Here is a 20,103-nt window from a genome sequence, read left to right on the forward strand (position 1 = left end):
TGATCCCTAACCGTCAATTGGCGATTCCGCCAGTCCCTTCTGCCGGTCCTGAAGCAGCCGGCGGGTGATCCCGATGCTCTCCAGGAACGGCACGTCGTGGCCGGCCACGACGAGCGCGCCCCGGTACGCCGACAGCGCCTGGGCGAGCTGCCGGACGCTGGCCATGTCGAGGTTGTTCGTCGGCTCGTCGAGCAGGAGCAGCTGCGGCGGCGGCTCGGCCGACAGCAGCGCGGCCAGGGTGGCGCGGAACCGCTCGCCCCCCGACAACGTGCCGGCGGCCTGGTCGGCCCGCTCCCCGCGGAACAGGAAGCGCGCCAGCCGGGCGCGGACCTCGTTCACCGGCGCCGACGGGGCGAGGGCGCGGACGTTGTCGACCACGCTCAGCCGGTCGTCCAGCAGGTCGAGCCGCTGCGGCAGGTAGCGGACGGGCACGTGCGCGCCCTGCTCGACGATCCGCTTGAGCAGCGTGGTCTTGCCCGACCCGTTGGGGCCGAGCAGCGCGATGCGTTCCGGGCCCCGGATGACGAGCGTCTCCAGCACTTTCAGCCCCGGCTCCTCGGCCGGCACCTCGCCGGGCTCCAGCGGCAGGGTCAGGACCGTTCGGCCGCCCGGCACCTCGGTGCCCGGCAGGTCGATGCGGATCTCCGCGTCGTCGCGCACCGCCTGCTCCGCCTCGGTCAGCCGTTCGCGGGCCTCCTCCAGCTTCTCCTGGTGCAGCGCCCGCTGCTTGCCGGCGTTCACCTGGGCCTTGCGCTTGAGCGTGCCCGCGGCCATCTTGGAAACCTTCTTGTTCTCGGCGGCCTTCCTGCCCTGGCGCGCGCTGCGCTCGATCCTGGTGCGGGCCTCGATGAGCTCGCGCTGCTGCCGGCGCACCTCGCCACCGGCGGTGCGGACCACCCGCTCGGCGGCCTCCTGCTCGGCCTCGACCTGCGCCTCGTACGCGGTGAGGTTGCCGCCGTACACGCGGACGGCGCCGTCGCGCAGCTCGGCGATCTGGTCCGCCAGCTCCAGCAGCGCGCGGTCGTGGCTGACCACCAGGAGCACCCCCTGCCAGGCGCCGACCGCGGCGTACAGCCGGCGGCGCGCGTCCAGGTCGAGGTTGTTGGTGGGCTCGTCGAGCAGCAGCACGTCGGGCCGTTTCAGCAGCTGCGCGGCCAGCGCGACCATGATGGTCTCGCCGCCGGACAGCGTGCCGACCGTGCGGTCGAGACCGATGTGGCCGAGGCCGAGCCGGTCGAGCTCGGCCCGGGCGCGCTCCTCGACGTCCCAGTCGTCGCCGACCGCGGCGAAGTGCTCCTCGGCCACGTCACCGCTCTCGATGGCGTGCAGCGCCGCCCGCGTCGCGCTGATCTCCAGCAGGTCCGACACGGTACGGCTCGCGCCCAGCGGGACGTTCTGCGGCAGGTACCCGATCACCCCCGAGACGGACACGGAGCCCGAGCGCGGGGTCAGCTCTCCGGCGATGATCTTCAACAGGGTTGATTTGCCCGATCCGTTGACCCCGATGAGCCCGGTGCGACCCGCGGGGAAGGCGGCGTCGAGCTTGTCGAGCGCCTTCGTGCCGTCCGGCCAGGAGAAGGACACGTGATCGACGACGATGGAATGAAACATGAGGCGGCTCCCATCACAAAATCCGAAATTTCGTGACTTGGCGGGAACACCGCAGATGCACGCGACACAGGGGAACGCGGAGAGGCGTCCGAGCTCGGAGCGAGGACATGCCCGAGGTCCAGGTGTGCGCGCATGCCCACGTCAGGGCGGAACGGCGCGGTGCCCGCGACCTCAGATCCTCACGTCAACTGCCCCCAGGGCTCGGCTGCAAGACGTATGACAGCGTACGCGACCCCCGCGACGGCCGGCAAGGCACCTGTGCGGCGACGGTCCGCCCAGACCATCGACTGAGACGCCGCTCACACCCTAGAGTCGGGGCCAACATCCCCCAGGAGGTCAAGGCATGTCGAGCATTCCCGCCCTGCTGCGTGACCGGATCGCGGCGACCCCCGACGCCGAGGCGTACCGCGTGCCGTCCGATGACGACTGGACGTCACTGTCATGGCGGGAGGTGGGCGAGCGCGTGCGCGAGCTGGCCCTGGGCCTGTCAGAGCTCGGCTCCGGGCCGGGCAATCGCGTGTCCATCCTCTGCTCCACCCGCCTCGAATGGATCCTGGCCGACCTCGCGGTGCTGTCCACCGGCGCGGCCACGACCACCATCTACCCGTCCAACACGGCCGCCGAGTGCGCGTTCGTCATCAACGACTCCGGCAGCACGATCGTCGTCGCGGAGGACGACGGCCAGGTGGCCAAGCTCAGGTCGGTGCGCGACGAGCTGCCCGGCGTCACCCACGTGGTGGTCGTCGACGGCTCCCCCAGCGACGACGGCTGGGTCGTCACCCTCGACTCGGTCAAGGGCGGCAAGGGCGACTACGACGCGATGGTGGACGCCATCGCCCAGGACGACCTGGCCACGCTCATCTACACCTCCGGCACCACCGGCCGGCCCAAGGGCGTGGAGCTGACCCACGACAACTGGCTCTACACGGCGCAGGCCGTACGCGAGGTCGGCCTGATCGGGCCGTCCGACCTGCACTTCCTGTGGCTGCCGCTGTCCCACTCGTTCGGCAAGCTGCTGGAGGTCGTGATGATCGCCATGGGCGTGCCGACCGCGATCGACGGCCGCCTCGACAAGATCGCCGACAACCTCGGCGTGGTGCGGCCGACGGTCATGGCCGCCGCGCCGCGCATCTTCGAGAAGATCCACAACACGGTCGTGGCGACCCAGCGGCGCGAGGGCGGCCCCAAGCTGCGCATCTTCACCTGGGCCCGTAAGACGGGCATCCGGGTCAGCCGGGCCCGCCAGCACGGCGCGGCCGTCCCGCTCACCACCCGCGTCGAGTACGCCATCGCCGACCGTCTGGTGTTCAGCAAGCTGCGCGCCCGCTTCGGCGGGCGGATCCGCTTCTTCATCTCTGGCGCCGCGCCGCTGTCTCAGGACATCGCCGAGTTCTTCGACGCCGCCGGTCTGACGATCCTCGAAGGGTACGGGCTGACCGAGTCGTCGGCGGGCAGCTTCCTCAACCGGCCCGACTCGGTGAAGTTCGGCACGGTCGGGCTACCGTTCCCGGGCACCGAGGTCCGCATCGCCGACGACGGCGAGGTCCTCATCGGCGGGCGCGGCATCATGCGCGGCTACCACGGGCTGCCGGAGGAGACCGCCGAGGCGCTGGCCGACGGCTGGCTGCACACCGGCGACATCGGCGAGCTCGACGAGGCCGGGCGGCTGCGCATCACCGACCGCAAGAAGGAGCTGATCAAGACCTCGGGCGGCAAGTACGTCGCGCCGACGTACTTGGAGGGCCGCATCAAGGCCACCTGCCCGTACGCCTCGCACGTGTTCGTCCACGGCGACCGGCGCAACTACGTCACGGCGCTGGTGACGCTGGACATGGACGTGGTCAAGCCGTGGGCGCAGGCCGAGGGGCTGCCGCTCGACCCGGCGGAGCTGCGCGAGCACCCGCGCATGCGCGAGGAGGTCGAGAAGGCGATCAAGCAGGTCAACGCCGACCTCGCCAGTTACGCCACGGTCAAGAAGTTCGCGATCCTGGCCGAGGACTTCACGGTGGAGACGGGCGAGCTGACCGCCAGCCTCAAGATCAAGCGCAAGGCGGTCGAGGAGCGCCACGGCCGCGTCCTCGACTCCCTCTACGACGCCTGACGCCGAAGGTGATCTCCCGCCTGCCGGTGCGGCCCCGGCACTGCGACGCGCAGGCCATGGTGCACGCCATCCGCTACTACGAGTTCTTCGAGGACGCCTTCCTCGACTGGCTCGCCGCCCGGGGCGGCTACGAGCGGCTCCGGCGGCAGGGCGCCGACCTGGTGATCCGGGCCAGCGGATGCGAGCACCACGCCCCCGCCCGGCTCGGCGACGTGCTGGCCGTGGAGAGCGGCCCCGCGCGGATCGGCACGACGTCGATCACGATGACGTTCACGATCCGGCGGGGCGAGGGCGAGCTGGTGGCCGTCGGCACGATCACGTACGTGTGCGTGCGCGGCGGCCGCCCGGCCGCCCTCCCGGCGATGCTGACGTGACGGTCACAGCACCCGCTTGGCGTACGGGAGGGAGCGGACCAGATAGGCCGCCGACCAGCACGCCGGCAGCGCGAGCGCCAGCAGCACCGCGAACTTGGCGACCGCGGGGGCCTCCAGCCAGCGCAGCGCCCAGCCGAGGGCGACCAGCACGAGCGGGTGGATGAGGTAGACGGTGAAGGCGTGGTTCGACAGGAATCTGCCGCGCGGCCCCTGCCGGTTGTGCCGCTCGCGGAACAGCACGGTCATCCCGAGGATCATGCTGACGGCGAAGGCGGACTCCCACAGCGCCATCAACGCCTGGGACGTCGCCCCTGTGGTCAGGAGCGCCGCCGGCAACAGCACCGCGCTCGACACGCCCGCGGCGGCCAGCCCGAACCGCCCCGCCCGCGCGGGCAGCGTCTCGAACCACCCGCGCCGGTGGGCGACGCACCCGAGCACGAACATGCTCACGTACTGCGGCAGGAACTGCGGCGACGGCAGGCCGAGCACCGGCACGTAGGTGCCGGTCGGCACGGGGAAGCGCCACAGGAACGTCACGACGGCGAGGCCGAGCACGAAGGCGACGATCCAGAGCGGCCGCACCGGGGCGGGCGCCCGCTCCGCCTGAGCCGGACGCAGCAGGGCCCGCCAGGCCGCGTACGCCAGGGCGAAGACGATCAGCACCTCGACGAACCACATGGGCCCCGGGTCCCAGGAGGCGAGGTAGTACTGCCAGTACGGCAGGTCCAGCGCGAGGTAGCCGCCGAAGTTGACCAGCGGCCGGAGCAGCAGGAGGAAGGCGAGCAGCGGGATGCCGAGCCGGATCAGCCGGTCGCGCACGAACGCGCGCCCGCCCTTGCGGTCGTGGGAGCCGGGGGTGAAGAAGCCGGAGATGAGGAAGAAGAAGCCCATGAAGAACGCCTGGTTCACCGTCACCAGGATGTCGAGCAGGATCCCGGAGGGGTCCTTGGCCGGCTCGACGTAGAACCAGAGCGGGATGTTGCCGTACGTGAGCGCCGCGTGATGCGCGACCACTAACGCGGTCAGCACGATCCGCAGGTTGTCGATGGCGTAGAGCCTGGTCCTGGTGCCCGTCTGCGTCGTCATTTCCGGCATGCCCTTTCGAAGAGGTCGGCCAGTTGCCGTGCGTGCGCGTCCAGGTCGTGACCGGGGTTGGCGGCCCAGTACGCGAACATGCTGTCGATGGCCGAGGAGTGGGCGACGGCCATCACCCGCCGGTCGAAGTCCCTGAACTCGCCGCTCTCCTGACCCAGCCGGTAGATCTCCTCCAGCGCGCGGTAGATCTCCTCGTTGGCGTTGATGCCGTAGCGCGGCTGCCCGTCCGCGGTCCTGAGGTTGTAGAAGATCTCGCCCAGGGCCAGGAGCTGGGTGCGGTGGCCGCGCATGTGGTCGGCGACGGAGACGATGTGCGTCCGCAACAGCTCGGTGGCCGTGGTGAGGCCGACCATCCTGGTGCCGACGTGCTCGGCGATCGTGCCGTACGTGCGCTCGACGACCTCCTCCATCAGCTCGTCCTTGCCGGCGAAGTGGTAGGAGATGACACCCTTGCTGATGCCCGCGTGCTGGGCGATCCGCGCCAGCGACGCCTGCGCGAACCCGATCTCCGCGATCACCTCGATCGCGGAGGCCACGATCTGCGCCCGCCGCGCCTCCTCGATGAACGACCGCTCCTTCTGGCCGCTTGCCTCATTTTCTGACCGCATGGCCAAAATCTAGCCCATGCGGACGATCCGCGCGACCATCGGGACGGTCAGAAGGGCAGCCAGCCGACGCGGCCGTGGCAGGTGCCGCCGGCGGCGACGTGGTCGGCGACGGCGCGTTCGAGGCGGGTGCGCCGGGGCAGGGCGGCCGGGTCGGCGGCGTCGGCGCCGTACACGAAGGCCAGCATCTCGCTGTCGTCGAAGCGGTGGAGCAGGCGGAACCTGCGCTGGAAGGCGACGATGTTGGAGCCGTCGGGCAGGCGGCGGGCGAGATCGTCGTTCAGCAACCACGACCCGCACGTCATCACCAGCGGCTTGTCGTCGGGGAAGTGCCGGGGGAAGAACCGCCGGGCCCGCGCGAAGGACTCCTCGCACGCCTCGGGCGTGAGCGGGCCGAGAAAGTCGGGCACGTGCACGTCGATCGCCGGCGAGCCGGGCCCGAGCGGCAGCCCGGCCTCCCGGATGGCGCCGGCCGCGACCTGCCCGAGCCTGGCGCGGTTGAACTGCAGCCGGCCGAGGGCGTACAGCAGGCCGCGGGCGTGCAGCATGAACCAGTCGGGGGCGTGCAGGCCCGGGGTGCCGTGGCGCTTGCGGTGCACCGTCATGTTGCGCCCCAGGTCGGTGAACGTGGCCCAGGACACCTCCTCCGGGATGCCCAGCCGCCGGTGGTAGGCGCGGGTGTGCGGCAGCGCGGCGAGGAAGACGTACACGTAGAAGTACGGCCCCAGCTCGGGCAGCGGCTGGAACCACGGCGGCCCGCTGAGCTCGCCCATCGTGGACACCAGCGAGCGCACGCACCGCTCGGCCAGCCACCACGCGCCGGTGCCGGGCTGCGGCGCGGCGGCCACGACGGCGCCCACGTCGTCGTGCGGCACGGCGAGCCGCAGCAGCTCCGTGGCGAGATCGGCGGGCAGCGCGAAGTCGGGCCCGTCGACCGACTCCAGGTGGTCGAGCCAGGCGGGGTGGGCGCTCAGGAGGGCTTTGACGTCCATCCCGGTCAGCCTAGCCGGGCCCGGTAGACCGCCCGCGCCTGCTGCAGCAGCGAGACGTGGTCGCCGAACTGGTAGGGGCTCACCAGCCGGGCGTGCTGCCTGATCAGCTCCTCCAGCAGATCGAGCCATTCCAGGCACCAGCGCACGTCCTCGGGCCTGGCCACCCGGCGGCCGGCCACGTCCACGTGGACGGGGCTGGTCAGGGCGTAGCCGGTGGCGGTCAGCGTGCGCGGGTGCGGGTCGCACAGGACCTCGGCGATCACGTAGGTGGGCCCGTCCACCTGCAGGTCCGCGGAGACGGTGAGCCGGTCGTCGCCGTGCCGCCGCTCGCCGTCCGGCAGCCGCTCGGCCCCCGCGCGCACACCGTCGGCGGTGCGGATGCGCACGGCGGCGACCTCGGGCCCGACAGCGGTGGCGGTGACGCTGAGGCGGTCACCGGGGCGGGCGGCGATCACGTGTCCGGGCCCGTGGCCGTTCACCGTCAGCTCCAGCCACGGGCCGGTGGTGGCGAACGTCCGGCCCGCGCGTACGGCGGCGGCGAACGAGCGGGCCGTCAGCTCGCCCTCGACGCGGGCGTAGACGCGGGCCCAGCCGGGCGGGTTCGACTGGTCGTGCGAGCGGGTGAACGAGATCGTCGCGTCGGTGCCCGCCGTGACGGCCAGCCGGTTGCCCGCGCCGATCAGCCGCCGGTACACCGCCGCCGTGGCCTGGATCGACGCGTGTGTGAGCACGTCGAGGCTGTCCACCAGGCCGAGCGCGGCGTCGGCGACCAGCTCGCGGGCGGTGCAGTTGCGCGGCGCGGGCGACATGACGCCCTCGGGCGGGTCGCCCTCGCCGATCGGCGCGCAGAACGGGTGGCTGTAGCCGACGAGCGCGCCGAGGCCGCGCAGCTCGCGCAGCCCGTCGGCGTTGGGGGGCCAGTCGGCGTCGCCGTCGAACCCGGTGTGGTAGCGGCCGGGGGCCGAGCGCGGCGCGAACGCGTAGACGTGGCCGAGCAGGTCGTTGCGGTACTCGACGCCCATCCTGGCCACGTGGGTCGCGTCGGACCAGGGCAGATCCTCGTCCGACCAGTGCTCCAGGGCCTCGCGGTCGTAGACGCGGCGGCCGGAGACGTTGCCGGCCACCAGGTTGAGCACGTGCAGGTCCTCGCCGTGCTGGGCGGCGGCCGCGTCGGCGGGCGCGGCCACCACGTCGCCCGCCCAGTTGAGGTGGGCGTGCATGTCGCCGCCGTACCAGCCGCGGGCGGCGGCGTCGTACAGGCGCCGCGGGGTGAGCTCCACCCGGTGCTCTGCGCCCGGGCCGGGCAGCAGCTCCAGCGTGGCCTCGCCGTACTCCATGCCGCGCGCGGCCGTGACGGACAGCGGCACGCACGGCACCTCGAGGACGAGGTCGTCGCCGTGGAAGTACGGGCGGCCGTGGTAGTCGTGGCGGCCGGGCGTGCCGGGCGGGAACCAGCCGCCCCCGTCGGCGTCCACCACGCTCCACCGGCACGGCATCCCGGCCACCAGGCGCAGCCGCGCCGACGGGATGGGCCGCACCAGGGTGTCCAGCCCGACGGGGGAGCCGTCCACGACGACGACGCTGTCCTGGCCGACCTCGACCAGCCAGGCGCCGCACGGGTCGAGCAGCCGGTGCTCGCCGTCCACGCTGACCGGGCAGGGCTCCTCACGGCGGGAGTCGACGAGCAGCGGGAACCGCTCCTCGCCGCGGCCCGCCGGCCGGACAGCGGGGGCGAGCGCGGGCCGCCACGTGACGGACGCGCCGGGCGCGCGGGGCTGCGCGCCCGGCGGCACGACGAGCGGCACGCCGTTGCCCTCACCGGTGTACGACGGCAGCAGGACCGTGCGCGGCGCCCCCTCCACGATGATCTCGCCGGGGCCGACGCGCACGGCGACGAGATGGCCCGGCAGCTCGCCGTCGAGGGTGTCGCGCAGCACCCGGTCGTAGTCCGGCTCGGCCAGGCGGGCGGCGAGCTGGTCGGGCGGCTCGGCTGGGTGGCGTTCGGCGACCGCCTTGAGCACCAGCTCCCAGAAACGGTCGAGCAGCGAGGGCGGCAGCACCCGGCGCCTGGCGAAGAACTTCACGTAGTGGACCTCCGGCTCGCCCCACGTGATGCCGTGCTCGTCCAGGAGGCGGCCGTACTGCTCAAGCGCGCCCGCCACCCTCGCGGGCAGCGTCGACTCCGCACCCATCTGTGCCCTCCCCACTCGGTTGCGCGCCATCGTGACATGGATCACGCAGGCGCCTGGGGCGGCTCCGAGGGCGGGGGTGGGGATGTTCCACCCGTGGGAGAGGTATCTGCACCACGAGGGTTCCGATGCTGTCCCCGGGATCGCGCACCCCGATTCGAGACAGACCGTAACGCCTCGTACACAGAGGGTGTTTCCCCGGTACGGTGCCGGAACGTGTCAGGGGCGCTTGAAGGCGGACAGGATGCGGTCGGCGGCGAGGGCGGGGGTGAGCTCGCCCGCCAGGACCTCCCGCTCCACCGTCTCGGCGATCTCCGTGACCCTGGGGTCGTGGCGCAGCTCGGCGAGCAGGCGGTCGCGGACCAGCGTCCACGTCCAGCCGACCTGCTGGGCGCGGCGCTTGGCGGCCACGTCGAGGGCGTCCTGGTGGGCCAGCACGTGCCGCCAGACGTCCTCCAGGCCCTCCCCCGTCAGCCCGCTGCAGGTGAGCACGGGCGGCGGGGCCGTGTCGGAGCGCAGCATGCGCAGCGCGCCGGCCAGCTCGCGGGCGGCCTTCCTGGCCGGCAGCGCGTACTCGCCGTCGGCCTTGTTGACCGCGATGACGTCGGCCAGCTCCAGCACGCCCTTCTTGATGCCCTGCAGCTGGTCGCCGGTGCGGGCCAGGGTGAGCAGCAGGAACGTGTCGACCATGTCGGCCACCGCGGTCTCCGACTGCCCCACGCCCACGGTCTCGACCAGCACGGTGTCGAATCCGGCCGCCTCCACCACGACCATGGCCTCCCGGGTGGCCTTGGTGACGCCGCCGAGCGTGCCGGAGGTCGGCGAGGGCCGGATGAACGCCGCCGGGTCGGCCGACAGCCGCGCCATGCGGGTCTTGTCGCCGAGGATGCTGCCGCCCGTCCTGGTGGAGGACGGGTCCACGGCCAGCACGGCCACCTGGTGGCCGCGCGCGGTCAGCAGCGTGCCGAGCGCGTCGATGAACGTGGACTTGCCGACCCCGGGCACGCCCGAGATGCCGACCCTGCGGGCACGGCCGGCCAGCGGGGTGAGCTCGACGAGCAGCCGCTGCGCCAGGGCCATGTGGTCGTGCCGGGTCGACTCGACCAGCGTGATGGCGCGGGCGATCCACGTACGCGAGCCGGCCCGCACGCCCTGCGCGTAGTCCTCCAGCGCATGCACCCTGTCACCCCTTTCTTCGGTGTTGATCAGCTTAACTTCTGACAAGTCTTGACATTTGCCAGTAGGGTGCTGGAGTTCTGGATCTCAGCCGTCACAGGAGTCACTCCCCTCATGCCCAATGTCGAACCCCTGCGCGAGGGCGATCCGGCGGCGGTGGGGCCGTACCGGCTGGCCGGGCGCCTCGGTGCGGGCGGGCACGGGGTCGTCTACCTCGGCCGCGCGCACACCGGGACACCCGTCGCGGTCAAGGTGCTGCACGAGGGGCTCGCCGCGGGTGACCGGCTGGCCGCGGACATCGCCGCGGCGAGCCGGGTGGAGCCGTACTGCCTCGCGCGGGTGCTGGACGCCTCGACGGGCGGGCGGCCGTACATCGTCTCCGAGTACGTGGACGGGCCGTCGCTGCAGCAGGAGGGGCCGCTGGGCGGGCCGGAGCTGCGGGAGCTGGCCGTGGGGACGGCGACCGCGCTGGACGCGATCCACCGGGCCGGCGTCGTGCACGGCGACCTCACGCCCTCGAACGTGCTGCTCGGGCCGGACGGGCCGCGGGTGGTGGACTTCGGCCTCGCCGGTGCTCTGGGGTCGGGCATGAAGGCGACCAGCAGCATCGTGGGCACACCCGCGTACATGGCGCCCGAACGGCTGTCCGGGAAGGCGGCGGAGGCGCCGGCGGACGTGTTCTCGTGGGCGTCGGTGCTGGTGTTCGCGGCGACCGGGGTGCCGCCCTTCGGCGACGACGCGCTGCCCGCCGTGATCCACCGCATCCTGCACGAGGAGCCGCGCCTCGGCGACCTGCCGCGCGCGCTGCGCGAGGTCGTGGCCGCCTGCCTCGCCAAGGACCCGGCGGCCCGGCCCGGGATGCGCGAGGTGCTGCGCCGTGTGTCGGCTCCCCCGCCGCGTCCCGCTCCCCCGTCCGCGTTCGACTGGGAACACACCCCCGACCGCGCCTGGGACCCTCCCGCCCCCGCCGACCCCACCCGCGCCGCCGAGGAGACCTCCGTCCTGAGCGCGGAACACACGCCGGCGCCCAGCGCCGGCCAGCCCACCAACCCGGTCCAGATCACCGAACCGCCCATCACCGCCGAGCCGGTCCCCACCGTCGGCCCGACCGCCGAGTCGGCTCCCACCACCGGCCCGACCACCGGCCCGGCCCACCCGGGCGTACGCGGCCCCGCGGCGCCGGCGGGCGTGCTCGGCGCCGCAACCGCGGAGCGGCCCCTGCCGCACCGCTCCTCGGCGTCCGCGGCGGAGGCGGGCCTCCCGCGACGCACCTCGACGCGTACGACGCCCGGCAACGGTCCCCGGACCGCCGCGGCCCTCGGGCCGCACACCGGCTCGGCACCGCACACCGGGGCGGCACCGTACACCGGGGCGGAACCCGTCTTCCCGCCCCTCGACGACCCGCCTTGGCCGCACACCGGGGCGGCGGTGCACAACGCGGCGCACAACGGTGAGGAGGAGACCGCCTCGACGCTTCAGGCGCTCTTCGACCTCTCCTCCGCCGTCGAAGCGCCGGGGGCCGGGTCCGGCCGGCCGGACGGACCGCCGCCTCACAGGTCCGCGGCCAGGACACCCGAGCCGCCGGAGTTCAGCGCGCCGCCGGGTTTCGCCGATCCGGTGATGTCCGGGGTGGAACACTCGACGGCGCCCGCCGCGTCAGTGGGTTCCCCGGCGGGGGCGGGAGCGCGGGACGTGCCTGCGCCCGGGTGGCGGGATGACGGGCACGGGACCGCGGTGGAACACGACGCCGACGTGAGCGCGCGCCCCGCCGGCGGCTCGCCGCGAAATGGCGCCGTGTCGGGCGACGACGGCGTGCACGGCGGTGACGGGCCGTCTTATCGCGACGGCCTGTACCACGACGGCGCATACCACGAGGGCGGCCTGTCCGGCGGTGACGGACCGCCGCAGGGCGGCGACGTGGACGGCCGGGCCGAGGGCGGCGCCGGGAACCGCGGTGAGGGGCGCGGGCGGCGGGTCAAGACGGCGCTGGTCGCGGTGCTCGCCGGCCTGTGCGTGGTCGCCTTGGGCGGTGCGATCCTGTGGCTCACCCCGACGACGCCGACCTCGATGACCGCGAAGCTCGCCGTCGTCACCGACGCTCCCACGGCGCCCCCGGGGACCACTCCCCCACGAACCGGCACGCGTACGGCCCCGCCGAGCCCTCGGACGGACGGCAGGCCCAGCGCGGTCTCCACCGACGCGACCGGCGGGGACACCCCGGCCGGCGCGCTCGGCGGGTTCGCCATCGCCCAGGTGCGCCCCGCCGGCACCAGGGACGGCGTCTGCTGGTCCGGCGGCGAGGTCACCCTGCGCGCCCTGGTACGGCGGACCGGCGAGGCGACGAGCTTCGACTACACCTGGGTCATCGACGGCGCCGACGTCGCCCGCTCGTCGGCGGTCATCGGCGAGAACGGCCGCCGTCTCCTCGCCGCGCCCCGCCCGCTGAGGAGCACGGGCGGCGCCCACAGCGTCACGCTGCGGATCACCTCCCCCGTGGCCCTCCAGCGGACGGTCACGGTCACGATGTGCGAACAGGCGGCCTACTGACGGCCCCTGAGCTGCTCCAGCAGGTCGAGGGCGGCGTCGGCGATCACCGTGCCGGGCGGGAAGATGGCGGCGGCGCCCGCGGCGCGCAGCTCGTCGTGGTCGCCGGGCGGGATGACGCCGCCGACCACGATCATGATGTCGCCGGCGTCGAGGTCGGCGAGGGCCTGGCGCAGCGCGGGCACCAGGGTCAGGTGACCGGCGGCCAGCGACGAGACGCCCACGATGTGCACGTCGGCCTCGACCGCCTGCCGGGCCACCTCCTCCGGCGTCTGGAACAGCGGGCCGACGTCGACGTCGAAGCCCAGGTCGGCGAAGGCGGTGGCGATCACCTTCTGGCCGCGGTCGTGGCCGTCCTGACCCATCTTGGCCACCAGGATGCGCGGCCGGCGGCCCTCGGCGCGCTCGAACTCGGCGCACGCCCGGCGGGCGCGTTCGATGTTCTCGGCCGGGCCTGACTCGTCGCGGTACACGCCCGTGATCGTACGCACCTGCCCGGTGTGCCGGCCGAACACGCGTTCCAGCGCGTCGGAGATCTCCCCTACGGTGGCCTTGGCGCGGGCGGCGTCCACGGCCAGCTTGAGCAGGTTGTGCTCCAGGCCGGGCGCGGGGTGACCGGCGGCCTTGGTGAGCGCGTCAAGGGCGCGCCGCACGGCCTCGCCGTCGCGTTCGGCCCTGAGCCGGGCGAGCTTGTCGAGCTGCCGGGCGCGTACGGCGCTGTTGTCGACCTTGAGCACCTCGATGGTCTCGTCGGCGCCGGCGCGGTACTTGTTCACCCCGATCACCGGCTGGCGGCCGGAGTCGATGCGCGCCTGGGTGCGGGCGGCTGCCTCCTCGATGCGCAGCTTGGGCAGCCCGGCCTCGATGGCCTTGGCCATGCCGCCGGCCGCCTCGACCTCCTGGATGTGGGCCCAGGCGCGTTCGGCGAGGTCGTGGGTGAGCCGCTCGACGTAGTAGGAGCCGCCCCAGGGGTCGATCACGTGCGTGGTGCCGGACTCCTGCTGCAGCAGCAGCTGGGTGTTGCGGGCGATGCGGGCCGAGAAGTCGGTCGGCAGGGCGAGGGCCTCGTCGAGGGCGTTGGTGTGCAGCGACTGGGTGTGGCCCTGGGTCGCGGCCATGGCCTCGACGCAGGTGCGGACCACGTTGTTGAACACGTCCTGCGCGGTGAGCGACCAGCCGGAGGTCTGGCTGTGCGTACGCAGGCTCAGCGATTTGGGGTTCTTCGCGCCGAACCCGGAGACGAGCCTGGCCCACAGCAGGCGCGCCGCGCGCAGCTTGGCGACCTCCATGAAGAAGTTCATGCCGATGCACCAGAAGAACGACAGGCGCGGCGCGAACCGGTCGAGGTCGAGGCCCGCGGCCATGCCGGCGCGCAGGTATTCGACGCCGTCGGCCAGCGTGTACGCCAGCTCCAGGTCGCAGGTCGCCCCGGCTTCCTGAATGTGGTAACCAGAAATGCTGATGGAGTTGAATTTCGGCATCTTTTCGCTGGTATAAGCGAAGATATCCGAAATGATGCGCATTGACGGCGTCGGCGGATAAATGTAGGTATTGCGGACCATGAACTCCTTGAGGATGTCGTTCTGGATGGTCCCCGCGAGCTGCTCCGGCGCGACACCCTGCTCCTCGGCCGCCACGATGTACATCGCGAGCACCGGCAGCACGGCGCCGTTCATGGTCATCGACACCGACATGCGGTCGAGCGGAATGCCGTCGAACAGCTGCCGCATGTCGTAGATCGAGTCGATCGCCACCCCCGCCATGCCGACGTCGCCCGCCACCCGCGGGTGATCGGAGTCGTAGCCCCGGTGGGTGGCCAGGTCGAAGGCCACCGACAGCCCCTTCTGCCCGGCGGCCAGGTTGCGGCGGTAGAACGCGTTGGAGTCCTCGGCCGTGGAGAAGCCCGCGTACTGGCGGATGGTCCACGGCTGGTTGACGTACATCGTCGGGTACGGGCCCCGCAGGAACGGGGCGGCCCCCGGGTACGTGCGCAGGAAGTCGAGCCCCTCCAGGTCGGCGGCCGTGTAGAGGGGTTTGACCCCGATGCCCTCGGGTGTCTCCCACACCTCGGCCTCCGGCCGTGGCGCCGGGCCCACGTCGGCCGGCCCGTCGCCCAGCGGGATGCCGGAGAAGTCGGGGATCATCGGGCCACCTCCAGGTCGTCGAAGGTCTCGCGGAGCACGGCCAGCGCGTCGCAGCCGGCGTGGAGATTGCCGTCCACCCCGTCGTAATGCCCCCTGCCGGCCAGCCACACCCTCCTCGCGCCCGCCTTGCGCAGGGCGGCGGCCACGGCGGCGGCGTGCTGCTCGTACAGCCGGTCGGTGGAGCACAGGCAGGCGACGGGCGAGCCGCTGACCGCGAAGGCGGTGGCGATCTGCTCGGGATCGGTGCCCGGCCCCGCGGTCTCGGTGGCCAGGCCGCCCGCCTGGAACAGGTTCGCGGCGAACGCGGCGCGCGCGGTGTAGGCGGCCAGGGGCCCGATGGTGGCCAGGAACACGGTGGGCCGCTCGGGCAGGGCGTCGGCCAGGTCGCGCAGCCGCTCGTACGGCTCCGCGTAGCGCACCCGGGGCAGGCCGCCCTCCTCCGGCACGGGGGCGGGGCGCCGGTGCACCGGCTTCTCGTGCAGGTCGGGGAACTCGCTGACGCCCGTGATGGGCAGGCGGCGGCGGGCGACGTCGGCCTCGCGGCGGGCCCGGGTGGCGGCGATGCGCTCGGACACCAGGCCGGCGGCCGCGTCGATGCCCCCGGCGGCCTCGATCTCCTGGAACCAGGCCCAGGCGGCCTCGGCGAGGTCGGCGGTGCGGCGCTCGACGTACCAGGAGCCGCCGGCGGGGTCGATCACGCGGCCGAGCGACGACTCCTCCAGCAGCAGCGACTGGGTGTTGCGGGCGATGCGGCGGGAGAAGTCGTCGGGCAGCCCGAGGCAGGCGTCGAACGGCTGCACGGTGACCGCGTCGGCCCCGCCCACCCCCGCGGCGAAGCAGGCGACGGTGGTGCGCAGCATGTTCACCCACGGGTCGCGGGCGGTCATCATGGCCGAGCTGGTGACGGCGTGCTGCCGCTGCCCGCCGGCCTCGGGGGCGCCGCACACCTCGGCGACCCGGGCCCACAGGCGGCGGGCGGCGCGCAGCTTGGCGATGGTGGCGAACTGGTCGGCGGTGGCGGCGTAGCGGAAGTCGATCTGACCGAGCGCCTGCTCGGCGGAGAGCCCGGCGCCGGTGAGCGCCCGCAGCTCGGCCACGCCACGCGCGATCGAGCAGCCGAGCTCCTCGACGTCGCCGCCCCCCGCGTCGTGGTACGGCGTCGCGTCGACGGTGACGGCGCGCAGGCCGGGGAAGTCCGCGGCGCAGCGCACGGCCAGCTCCGCCGCGGCGGGCCCGTACGCGCTGGAGGCTCCCAGGTTGCCGGTCGGCGCGACGCCGCGGGCGGCGGCCAGCCCGAGCAGCGCGTCGGCGGCCCTCTCGGTCAGCCGGCCGGCCTCCAGGACGACGGGGGCCAGGTCGAGGTAGACGTCCTTCAGCACCGTGGCGAGCGCGTCCACCGGGATCGCGTCGTCGCCGACGACCAGCCACAGCGAGGTGACGCCGTTCTCCAGGTCGGCCGGCACCGCCTCGGGGTCGGGCACGGCGTGCCGCTGCCGGACGTCCCATCCGGCGGCGGCGCGGGACCCGCGCACGTAGGGCGGCGCTCCGGGCGCGCCCGGGTCGCCGGGCAGGTCGTCGAGGTCGTAGAGCGGCGCGACGGTCAACCCGTCGTAGGTCGTGCGCGACAGCGCCTCCTCCGGCGAGCCGGCCTCGACGCCCGACTTGCGCAGGACCTCCAGCGCCAGCGCCCGCCAGTCGTCGCGTGATGTCGACGCGAACCCCGCTGCCAGTTCCATGATTCGGATACTAGGCGGTATGTCGCCGAGCCACTAACCCCGGGCTTGCGTGGTCCGGGGCAGGATCGCCGCGGTTCGTCACCGCACCGGAACGCCCGGGCGGGAGGCTCCGTTGCGGATCCAGGCGTAGAGGTGGGCGCCGGGGCACTCGGTCGCGTACCCGTCGCGGTGGCCCTTGATCTCCTTGCCCGCGAAGCCCTCCTCGCGGATGTAGGCGATCGTGTCCAGGATGCCGTGCAGGATCCCGTCGGGCGGCTGGACCAGGCCGGACTCGCCCACCAGCCCGAGCACGGCGTAGTGGCCGACGTTGAGACCGGGGCCGTTGGCGGCGGGCAGCCGGTGCAGCCCCCGCCCCTCGAACACCTTCTGATGGGGACACACCACGAACGAGTAGCCCAGGTCGATCCAGCCGTTGCGCTCCATGTGGTACGCCTGGATCGCGCGTACGAGGTCGACGCATCCGCCGTGGTCGGTGACGATCATGGGGTCGACCCGGCCGCCGGTGTAGTGGACCTTTACTCCTCTGGCGGATTCAGAGTCGAGCTGTGTGTAGTCGCCGCGGGGCGCGCGAGCCTTCCAGTCGCGCCGCAACACCAGGTCAAGGGCCACGGTCATCTCCGAGAGTCGCTGTGTGACCACTGAGCGTAACGTGGCGAACGCGGAACGGACTCGTGTATCGCGGATTTGCTCTACGGCCGGATCACGCGCCTTTCGGTGACGATCGCGGTGATGAGGTCGTGCGGGGTCACGTCGAAGGCCGGGTTGAGCGCCCGGGTGCCCTCGGGGGCCAGGCGGACACCCCGGACGGCGACGATCTCGTCGGCGCCGCGGTCCTCGATCTCGATGTGGTCGCCGGTCGGCGTGCGCGAGTCGATCGTGGACTCGGGGGCGACCACGACGAACGGCACCCCGGCGCGTTCGGCGCCGAGGGCGAGCGCGTACGAGCCGATCTTGTTGGCGGTGTCGCCGTTGGCGGCGATGCGGTCGGCACCGATGAGCACGGCGTCCACCTCCCCCTTGGCCAGCAGGTACGGGCCCGCGGAGTCGGCGATGAGCCGGTGCGGCGCCTCCATCCTGGCCAGCTCCCAGGTGGTGAGCCGGGCGCCCTGCAGCAGCGGCCGGGTCTCCAGCACGAGCACCTCGGCCAGCCGCCCGCGCTCGTGGAGCGTCTGGACGACGCCGAGCGCGGTGCCGCGTTCGACGGCGGCCAGGCCGCCGCTGTTGCACACGGTCATGATGCGCAGCCGGTCGCCTTCGAGCAGGTCGGCCCCGCGCTCGCCCATGGCCCGGCAGGCGGCGATGTCGTCGTCGCGGACGCGCAGCGCGGCGGCGAGCACCGCCTCGCGGCCTTCGTGCAGGTGGGCGACGGCCTGGTCGACGCCCCAGGCGAGGTTGACCGCGGTGGGGCGGGCGGAGCGCAGCTCGGCGATCTGCGCGGGGTCGCCGTCGGCGAGGACGACGCCGAGCGCGCCGGCCACGCCGAGCGCGGGCGCGCCGCGCACGGCCAGCCGCCGGATGGCGTCCACGAGCTCGTGCACGGTATGGATGCGCAGCACCAGGCACTTGTCGGGGAGCAACGTCTGGTCCACGAGCTCGATGGCGCCGTCGACCCAGTCGATGGTTCTCACAGGCAAACGGTAACCCCGGCGGAAGGAGAAGCCACTCAGCGCTCCGCGAGGACGATGACGGAGTCCTTCTCCCCCAGCACGATGGTCTCGGACTTGTCGGAATTGAGGACGATGCCGTAGTGCGGCGGCTCGTTGCGGCCCGCGGCGTCGCGGTAGCCGATGGCGGTCTCGCCCCGGCGCCGCGCCGACTCCACGATCGTGGAGAACGTCACCTTCGTGTCCGTCTTGACGTAGTCGCCGGCGGGGCGCGGGTAGATCTCCGAGCCGCGCGAGTCGAAGAGGTAGCCGAACACGTCCGCCAGGTGCCGGTTCTCGGCGAGCTGGGCCAGCAGCAGGCCGATGACGGTGTCGCTGATGACGATGTCGTCGGCCTCGGTGACCTCGGCCAGGGCCCGGTTGTTCTCGTCGTGCATCTCGCTGACGATCGAGTAGTGCTCGCCGAGCGTGCGCTGCATGTCGCGCAGCTGCAGCAGCGTCATGAGGGTGCGGGTGTCGGAGTGATGGGGGTCGAAGCGGTCGTCGGACAGCACGATGACGTGCTGGAAGAGGCCGACGCCGAGCGACTCCAGCGCGAACCTGTCGGTGGTGTCGCAGTCCTTGACGTTCACGGTGAGGTTCTTCAGGCCGGCGAGGTCCGTGCCGGCCTTGGGGTGGTCGGCGGCGATCTCCAGGACCGCGCCGTGGGTGACGTAGCCGTCGAGGTGGCGGACGATCTGCTCGGCGCGGCCGTTCCAGTTGAGCAGGAGCATGCGCTCGGGCTCGCGGGCCGCGGGCGCCTGGGGGATGACGATGGCCGGCTCGTCCACCGACGGCTTGCCGGCGGCCAGGCGTACGTGGGAGTCGTCGTGGGCGATGACGATGACCTGGTCATCGGCGTCGATGACGGTGTCCATGGGCGGGTTGAGCACGACGCCCGACGGCCGCCGCAGGCCGATCACGCAGGCGGTCTGGTAGCCGTGCAGGGCCTCCCCGTAGGTGACGCCGATAAGCTTCTTCGGGGTGCGCATGTAGATCTCGCCGCCGTCGAAGTTGAGCAGGTCCATGCAGACCACGGACATGCCGGACTGGCGCGAGGACTGCACGATCAGACGGGAGGCCGTGTCGTCGGAGTCGACCAGGTGCACGTCGGGGCCGCCGGCCAGGCGGGCGGCGGCGATGTTGCGGCTGGAGGTGAGCGCCGCGACCACGGGCGGGTGCGGGCCCTGGCGCTTGGCCAGGGCGAGCAGGATCTTGATCACGTGGGCGTCGGGGTCCTCGCCCTCCGGGGAGAGCACGACCACCGAGTTGGCCTCGGCGAGGTTCATCAGGGCGAGGTCGTGCGGCTCGGTCGGCCGTCCGGTGCGGCACACCAGGCGGGTCCTGCCGAGGCCGACGTGCTCGCGGATGGCCTCCTCCATCTCGAGCTTGTCGCGGTCGGCCAGGACGGCGATCACCGAGCCCTTCCGGCTGGCGTGCGCCTTGACCAGCTCGCCGACGATCGTGAACACCTGATCGGACCAGCCGAGCACCACCGTGTGCCCCGACTCGACGATCCGGGAGCGGCCCCGGCGCAGGCGGTCCACCTTCTGCTTGAGCCCGTTGGACAGCAGGCCGACGAGCATGCTCACGATGAAGATGCCGCCGAGCGACCCGGCGAACATCACGGTCATGTACGCGACGGAGCCCTTGTCGCTGGCCACCTTGCTCGGGGTGAGCGCGTGCATGAGCGAGATCCACAACACCTCGCCCGCGTGGCTCACGCCGTCGGGCTCGCCCGGCGCCAGCCACAGCGTGAGCGCGGCGGTGACCGCGATCAGCGCCACGGAGACCACGGCCAGCCAACCGATCAACGAGGTCGTGCCCTTCGACATGGTGTTGTCGAACCAGTACCGCACCCTCTCACGGAACGTGACCTTCGACACTTCCCCG

General features: G+C 72.9%; 14 protein-coding genes. 3 read left to right on the forward strand and 11 right to left on the reverse strand.

Going from position 1 to position 20,103, the window contains the following annotated elements; all coding sequences use genetic code 11:
- Positions 1–6: 6 nt before the first annotated feature.
- Entirely contained in the window at positions 7–1,611 is a 1,605-nt protein-coding gene (locus tag ACIBP6_RS16290) for an ABC-F family ATP-binding cassette domain-containing protein (protein WP_397052833.1), read from the reverse strand.
- 343 nt (positions 1,612–1,954) lie between these two features.
- Between ACIBP6_RS16290 and ACIBP6_RS16295 the strand changes: the two genes are divergently transcribed.
- Together ACIBP6_RS16295 and ACIBP6_RS16300 are read left to right on the forward strand one after the other, a co-directional pair.
- Positions 1,955–3,712, forward strand: coding sequence for an AMP-dependent synthetase/ligase (locus tag ACIBP6_RS16295; RefSeq protein ID WP_397052834.1), 1,758 nt, complete (start codon positions 1,955–1,957; stop codon positions 3,710–3,712).
- Between the two features lie 8 nt (positions 3,713–3,720).
- A complete protein-coding gene (locus tag ACIBP6_RS16300; protein ID WP_397052836.1) occupies positions 3,721–4,086 on the forward strand; it encodes an acyl-CoA thioesterase in 366 nt (121 codons plus the stop codon).
- A 3-nt stretch (positions 4,087–4,089) separates the two neighbouring features.
- On the opposite strand, the gene ACIBP6_RS16305 is transcribed toward ACIBP6_RS16300, so the two are convergent.
- The 5 genes from ACIBP6_RS16305 to meaB all read right to left on the reverse strand — a co-directional run bounded on the left by ACIBP6_RS16305 (position 4,090) and on the right by meaB (position 10,146).
- Positions 4,090–5,172 (reverse strand): acyltransferase family protein, encoded by a 1,083-nt coding sequence (locus ACIBP6_RS16305; protein ID WP_397052838.1) that lies wholly within the window; start codon positions 5,170–5,172, stop codon positions 4,090–4,092.
- Positions 5,169–5,789, reverse strand: coding sequence for a TetR/AcrR family transcriptional regulator (locus ACIBP6_RS16310; protein ID WP_397052840.1), 621 nt, complete (start codon positions 5,787–5,789; stop codon positions 5,169–5,171). Before ACIBP6_RS16310 ends, ACIBP6_RS16305 begins: the two co-directional genes overlap by 4 nt.
- 47 nt (positions 5,790–5,836) lie before the next feature.
- Complete coding sequence (locus ACIBP6_RS16315; protein WP_397052841.1) at positions 5,837–6,778, reverse strand: acyltransferase domain-containing protein; 942 nt, start codon at positions 6,776–6,778, stop codon at positions 5,837–5,839.
- A 5-nt stretch (positions 6,779–6,783) separates the two neighbouring features.
- Positions 6,784–8,970, reverse strand: a complete 2,187-nt coding sequence (locus ACIBP6_RS16320) for a CehA/McbA family metallohydrolase (protein ID WP_397052843.1) — start codon at positions 8,968–8,970, stop codon at positions 6,784–6,786.
- Positions 8,971–9,186: 216 nt separating this feature from the next.
- Positions 9,187–10,146 carry a methylmalonyl Co-A mutase-associated GTPase MeaB gene (gene meaB / locus ACIBP6_RS16325; RefSeq protein ID WP_397052845.1) on the reverse strand — a complete coding sequence of 320 codons (960 nt, stop codon included), beginning with the start codon at positions 10,144–10,146 and terminating at the stop codon, positions 9,187–9,189.
- 111 nt (positions 10,147–10,257) lie between these two features.
- Here meaB and ACIBP6_RS16330 point away from each other — a divergent pair, with 111 nt between their 5' ends.
- Positions 10,258–12,690 (forward strand): serine/threonine-protein kinase, encoded by a 2,433-nt coding sequence (locus ACIBP6_RS16330; protein WP_397052847.1) that lies wholly within the window; start codon positions 10,258–10,260, stop codon positions 12,688–12,690.
- Here ACIBP6_RS16330 and scpA read toward each other — a convergent pair.
- The 5 genes from scpA to ACIBP6_RS16355 all read right to left on the reverse strand — a co-directional run bounded on the left by scpA (position 12,684) and on the right by ACIBP6_RS16355 (position 20,096).
- Positions 12,684–14,831, reverse strand: coding sequence for a methylmalonyl-CoA mutase (scpA, locus tag ACIBP6_RS16335; protein ID WP_397052849.1), 2,148 nt, complete (start codon positions 14,829–14,831; stop codon positions 12,684–12,686). The two genes, ACIBP6_RS16330 and scpA, sit on opposite strands and share 7 nt — an antisense overlap.
- Positions 14,828–16,567, reverse strand: a complete 1,740-nt coding sequence (locus ACIBP6_RS16340; protein WP_397052851.1) for a methylmalonyl-CoA mutase family protein — start codon at positions 16,565–16,567, stop codon at positions 14,828–14,830. Before ACIBP6_RS16340 ends, scpA begins: the two co-directional genes overlap by 4 nt.
- 78 nt (positions 16,568–16,645) lie before the next feature.
- A complete protein-coding gene (locus ACIBP6_RS16345; protein ID WP_397052853.1) occupies positions 16,646–17,182 on the reverse strand; it encodes a peptidoglycan recognition family protein in 537 nt (178 codons plus the stop codon).
- 74 nt (positions 17,183–17,256) lie between these two features.
- On the reverse strand, positions 17,257–18,195 hold the full coding sequence (gene mtnA, locus ACIBP6_RS16350; protein ID WP_132622466.1) for an S-methyl-5-thioribose-1-phosphate isomerase: 939 nt from the start codon (positions 18,193–18,195) through the stop codon (positions 17,257–17,259).
- 35 nt (positions 18,196–18,230) lie between these two features.
- Complete coding sequence (locus tag ACIBP6_RS16355; RefSeq protein ID WP_397052855.1) at positions 18,231–20,096, reverse strand: CASTOR/POLLUX-related putative ion channel; 1,866 nt, start codon at positions 20,094–20,096, stop codon at positions 18,231–18,233.
- Positions 20,097–20,103: the final 7 nt, after the last annotated feature.

The organism is Nonomuraea terrae, assembly GCF_044465245.1.
In the GTDB taxonomy this organism is placed as follows: domain Bacteria; phylum Actinomycetota; class Actinomycetes; order Streptosporangiales; family Streptosporangiaceae; genus Nonomuraea; species Nonomuraea terrae.

What these genes read in the sequence shown, in the direction of transcription:
- ACIBP6_RS16290 (WP_397052833.1), bottom strand. Translation starts at nt 1,611, where the DNA reads ATGTTTCATTCCATCGTCGTCGATCACGTGTCCTTCTCCTGGCCGGAC.
- ACIBP6_RS16295 (WP_397052834.1), top strand. Translation starts at nt 1,955, where the DNA reads ATGTCGAGCATTCCCGCCCTGCTGCGTGACCGGATCGCGGCGACCCCC.
- ACIBP6_RS16305 (WP_397052838.1), bottom strand. Translation starts at nt 5,172, where the DNA reads ATGACGACGCAGACGGGCACCAGGACCAGGCTCTACGCCATCGACAAC.
- ACIBP6_RS16310 (WP_397052840.1), bottom strand. Translation starts at nt 5,789, where the DNA reads ATGCGGTCAGAAAATGAGGCAAGCGGCCAGAAGGAGCGGTCGTTCATC.
- ACIBP6_RS16315 (WP_397052841.1), bottom strand. Translation starts at nt 6,778, where the DNA reads ATGGACGTCAAAGCCCTCCTGAGCGCCCACCCCGCCTGGCTCGACCAC.
- ACIBP6_RS16320 (WP_397052843.1), bottom strand. Translation starts at nt 8,970, where the DNA reads ATGGGTGCGGAGTCGACGCTGCCCGCGAGGGTGGCGGGCGCGCTTGAG.
- ACIBP6_RS16330 (WP_397052847.1), top strand. Translation starts at nt 10,258, where the DNA reads ATGCCCAATGTCGAACCCCTGCGCGAGGGCGATCCGGCGGCGGTGGGG.
- scpA (WP_397052849.1), bottom strand. Translation starts at nt 14,831, where the DNA reads ATGATCCCCGACTTCTCCGGCATCCCGCTGGGCGACGGGCCGGCCGAC.
- ACIBP6_RS16340 (WP_397052851.1), bottom strand. Translation starts at nt 16,567, where the DNA reads ATGGAACTGGCAGCGGGGTTCGCGTCGACATCACGCGACGACTGGCGG.
- ACIBP6_RS16345 (WP_397052853.1), bottom strand. Translation starts at nt 17,182, where the DNA reads ATGACCGTGGCCCTTGACCTGGTGTTGCGGCGCGACTGGAAGGCTCGC.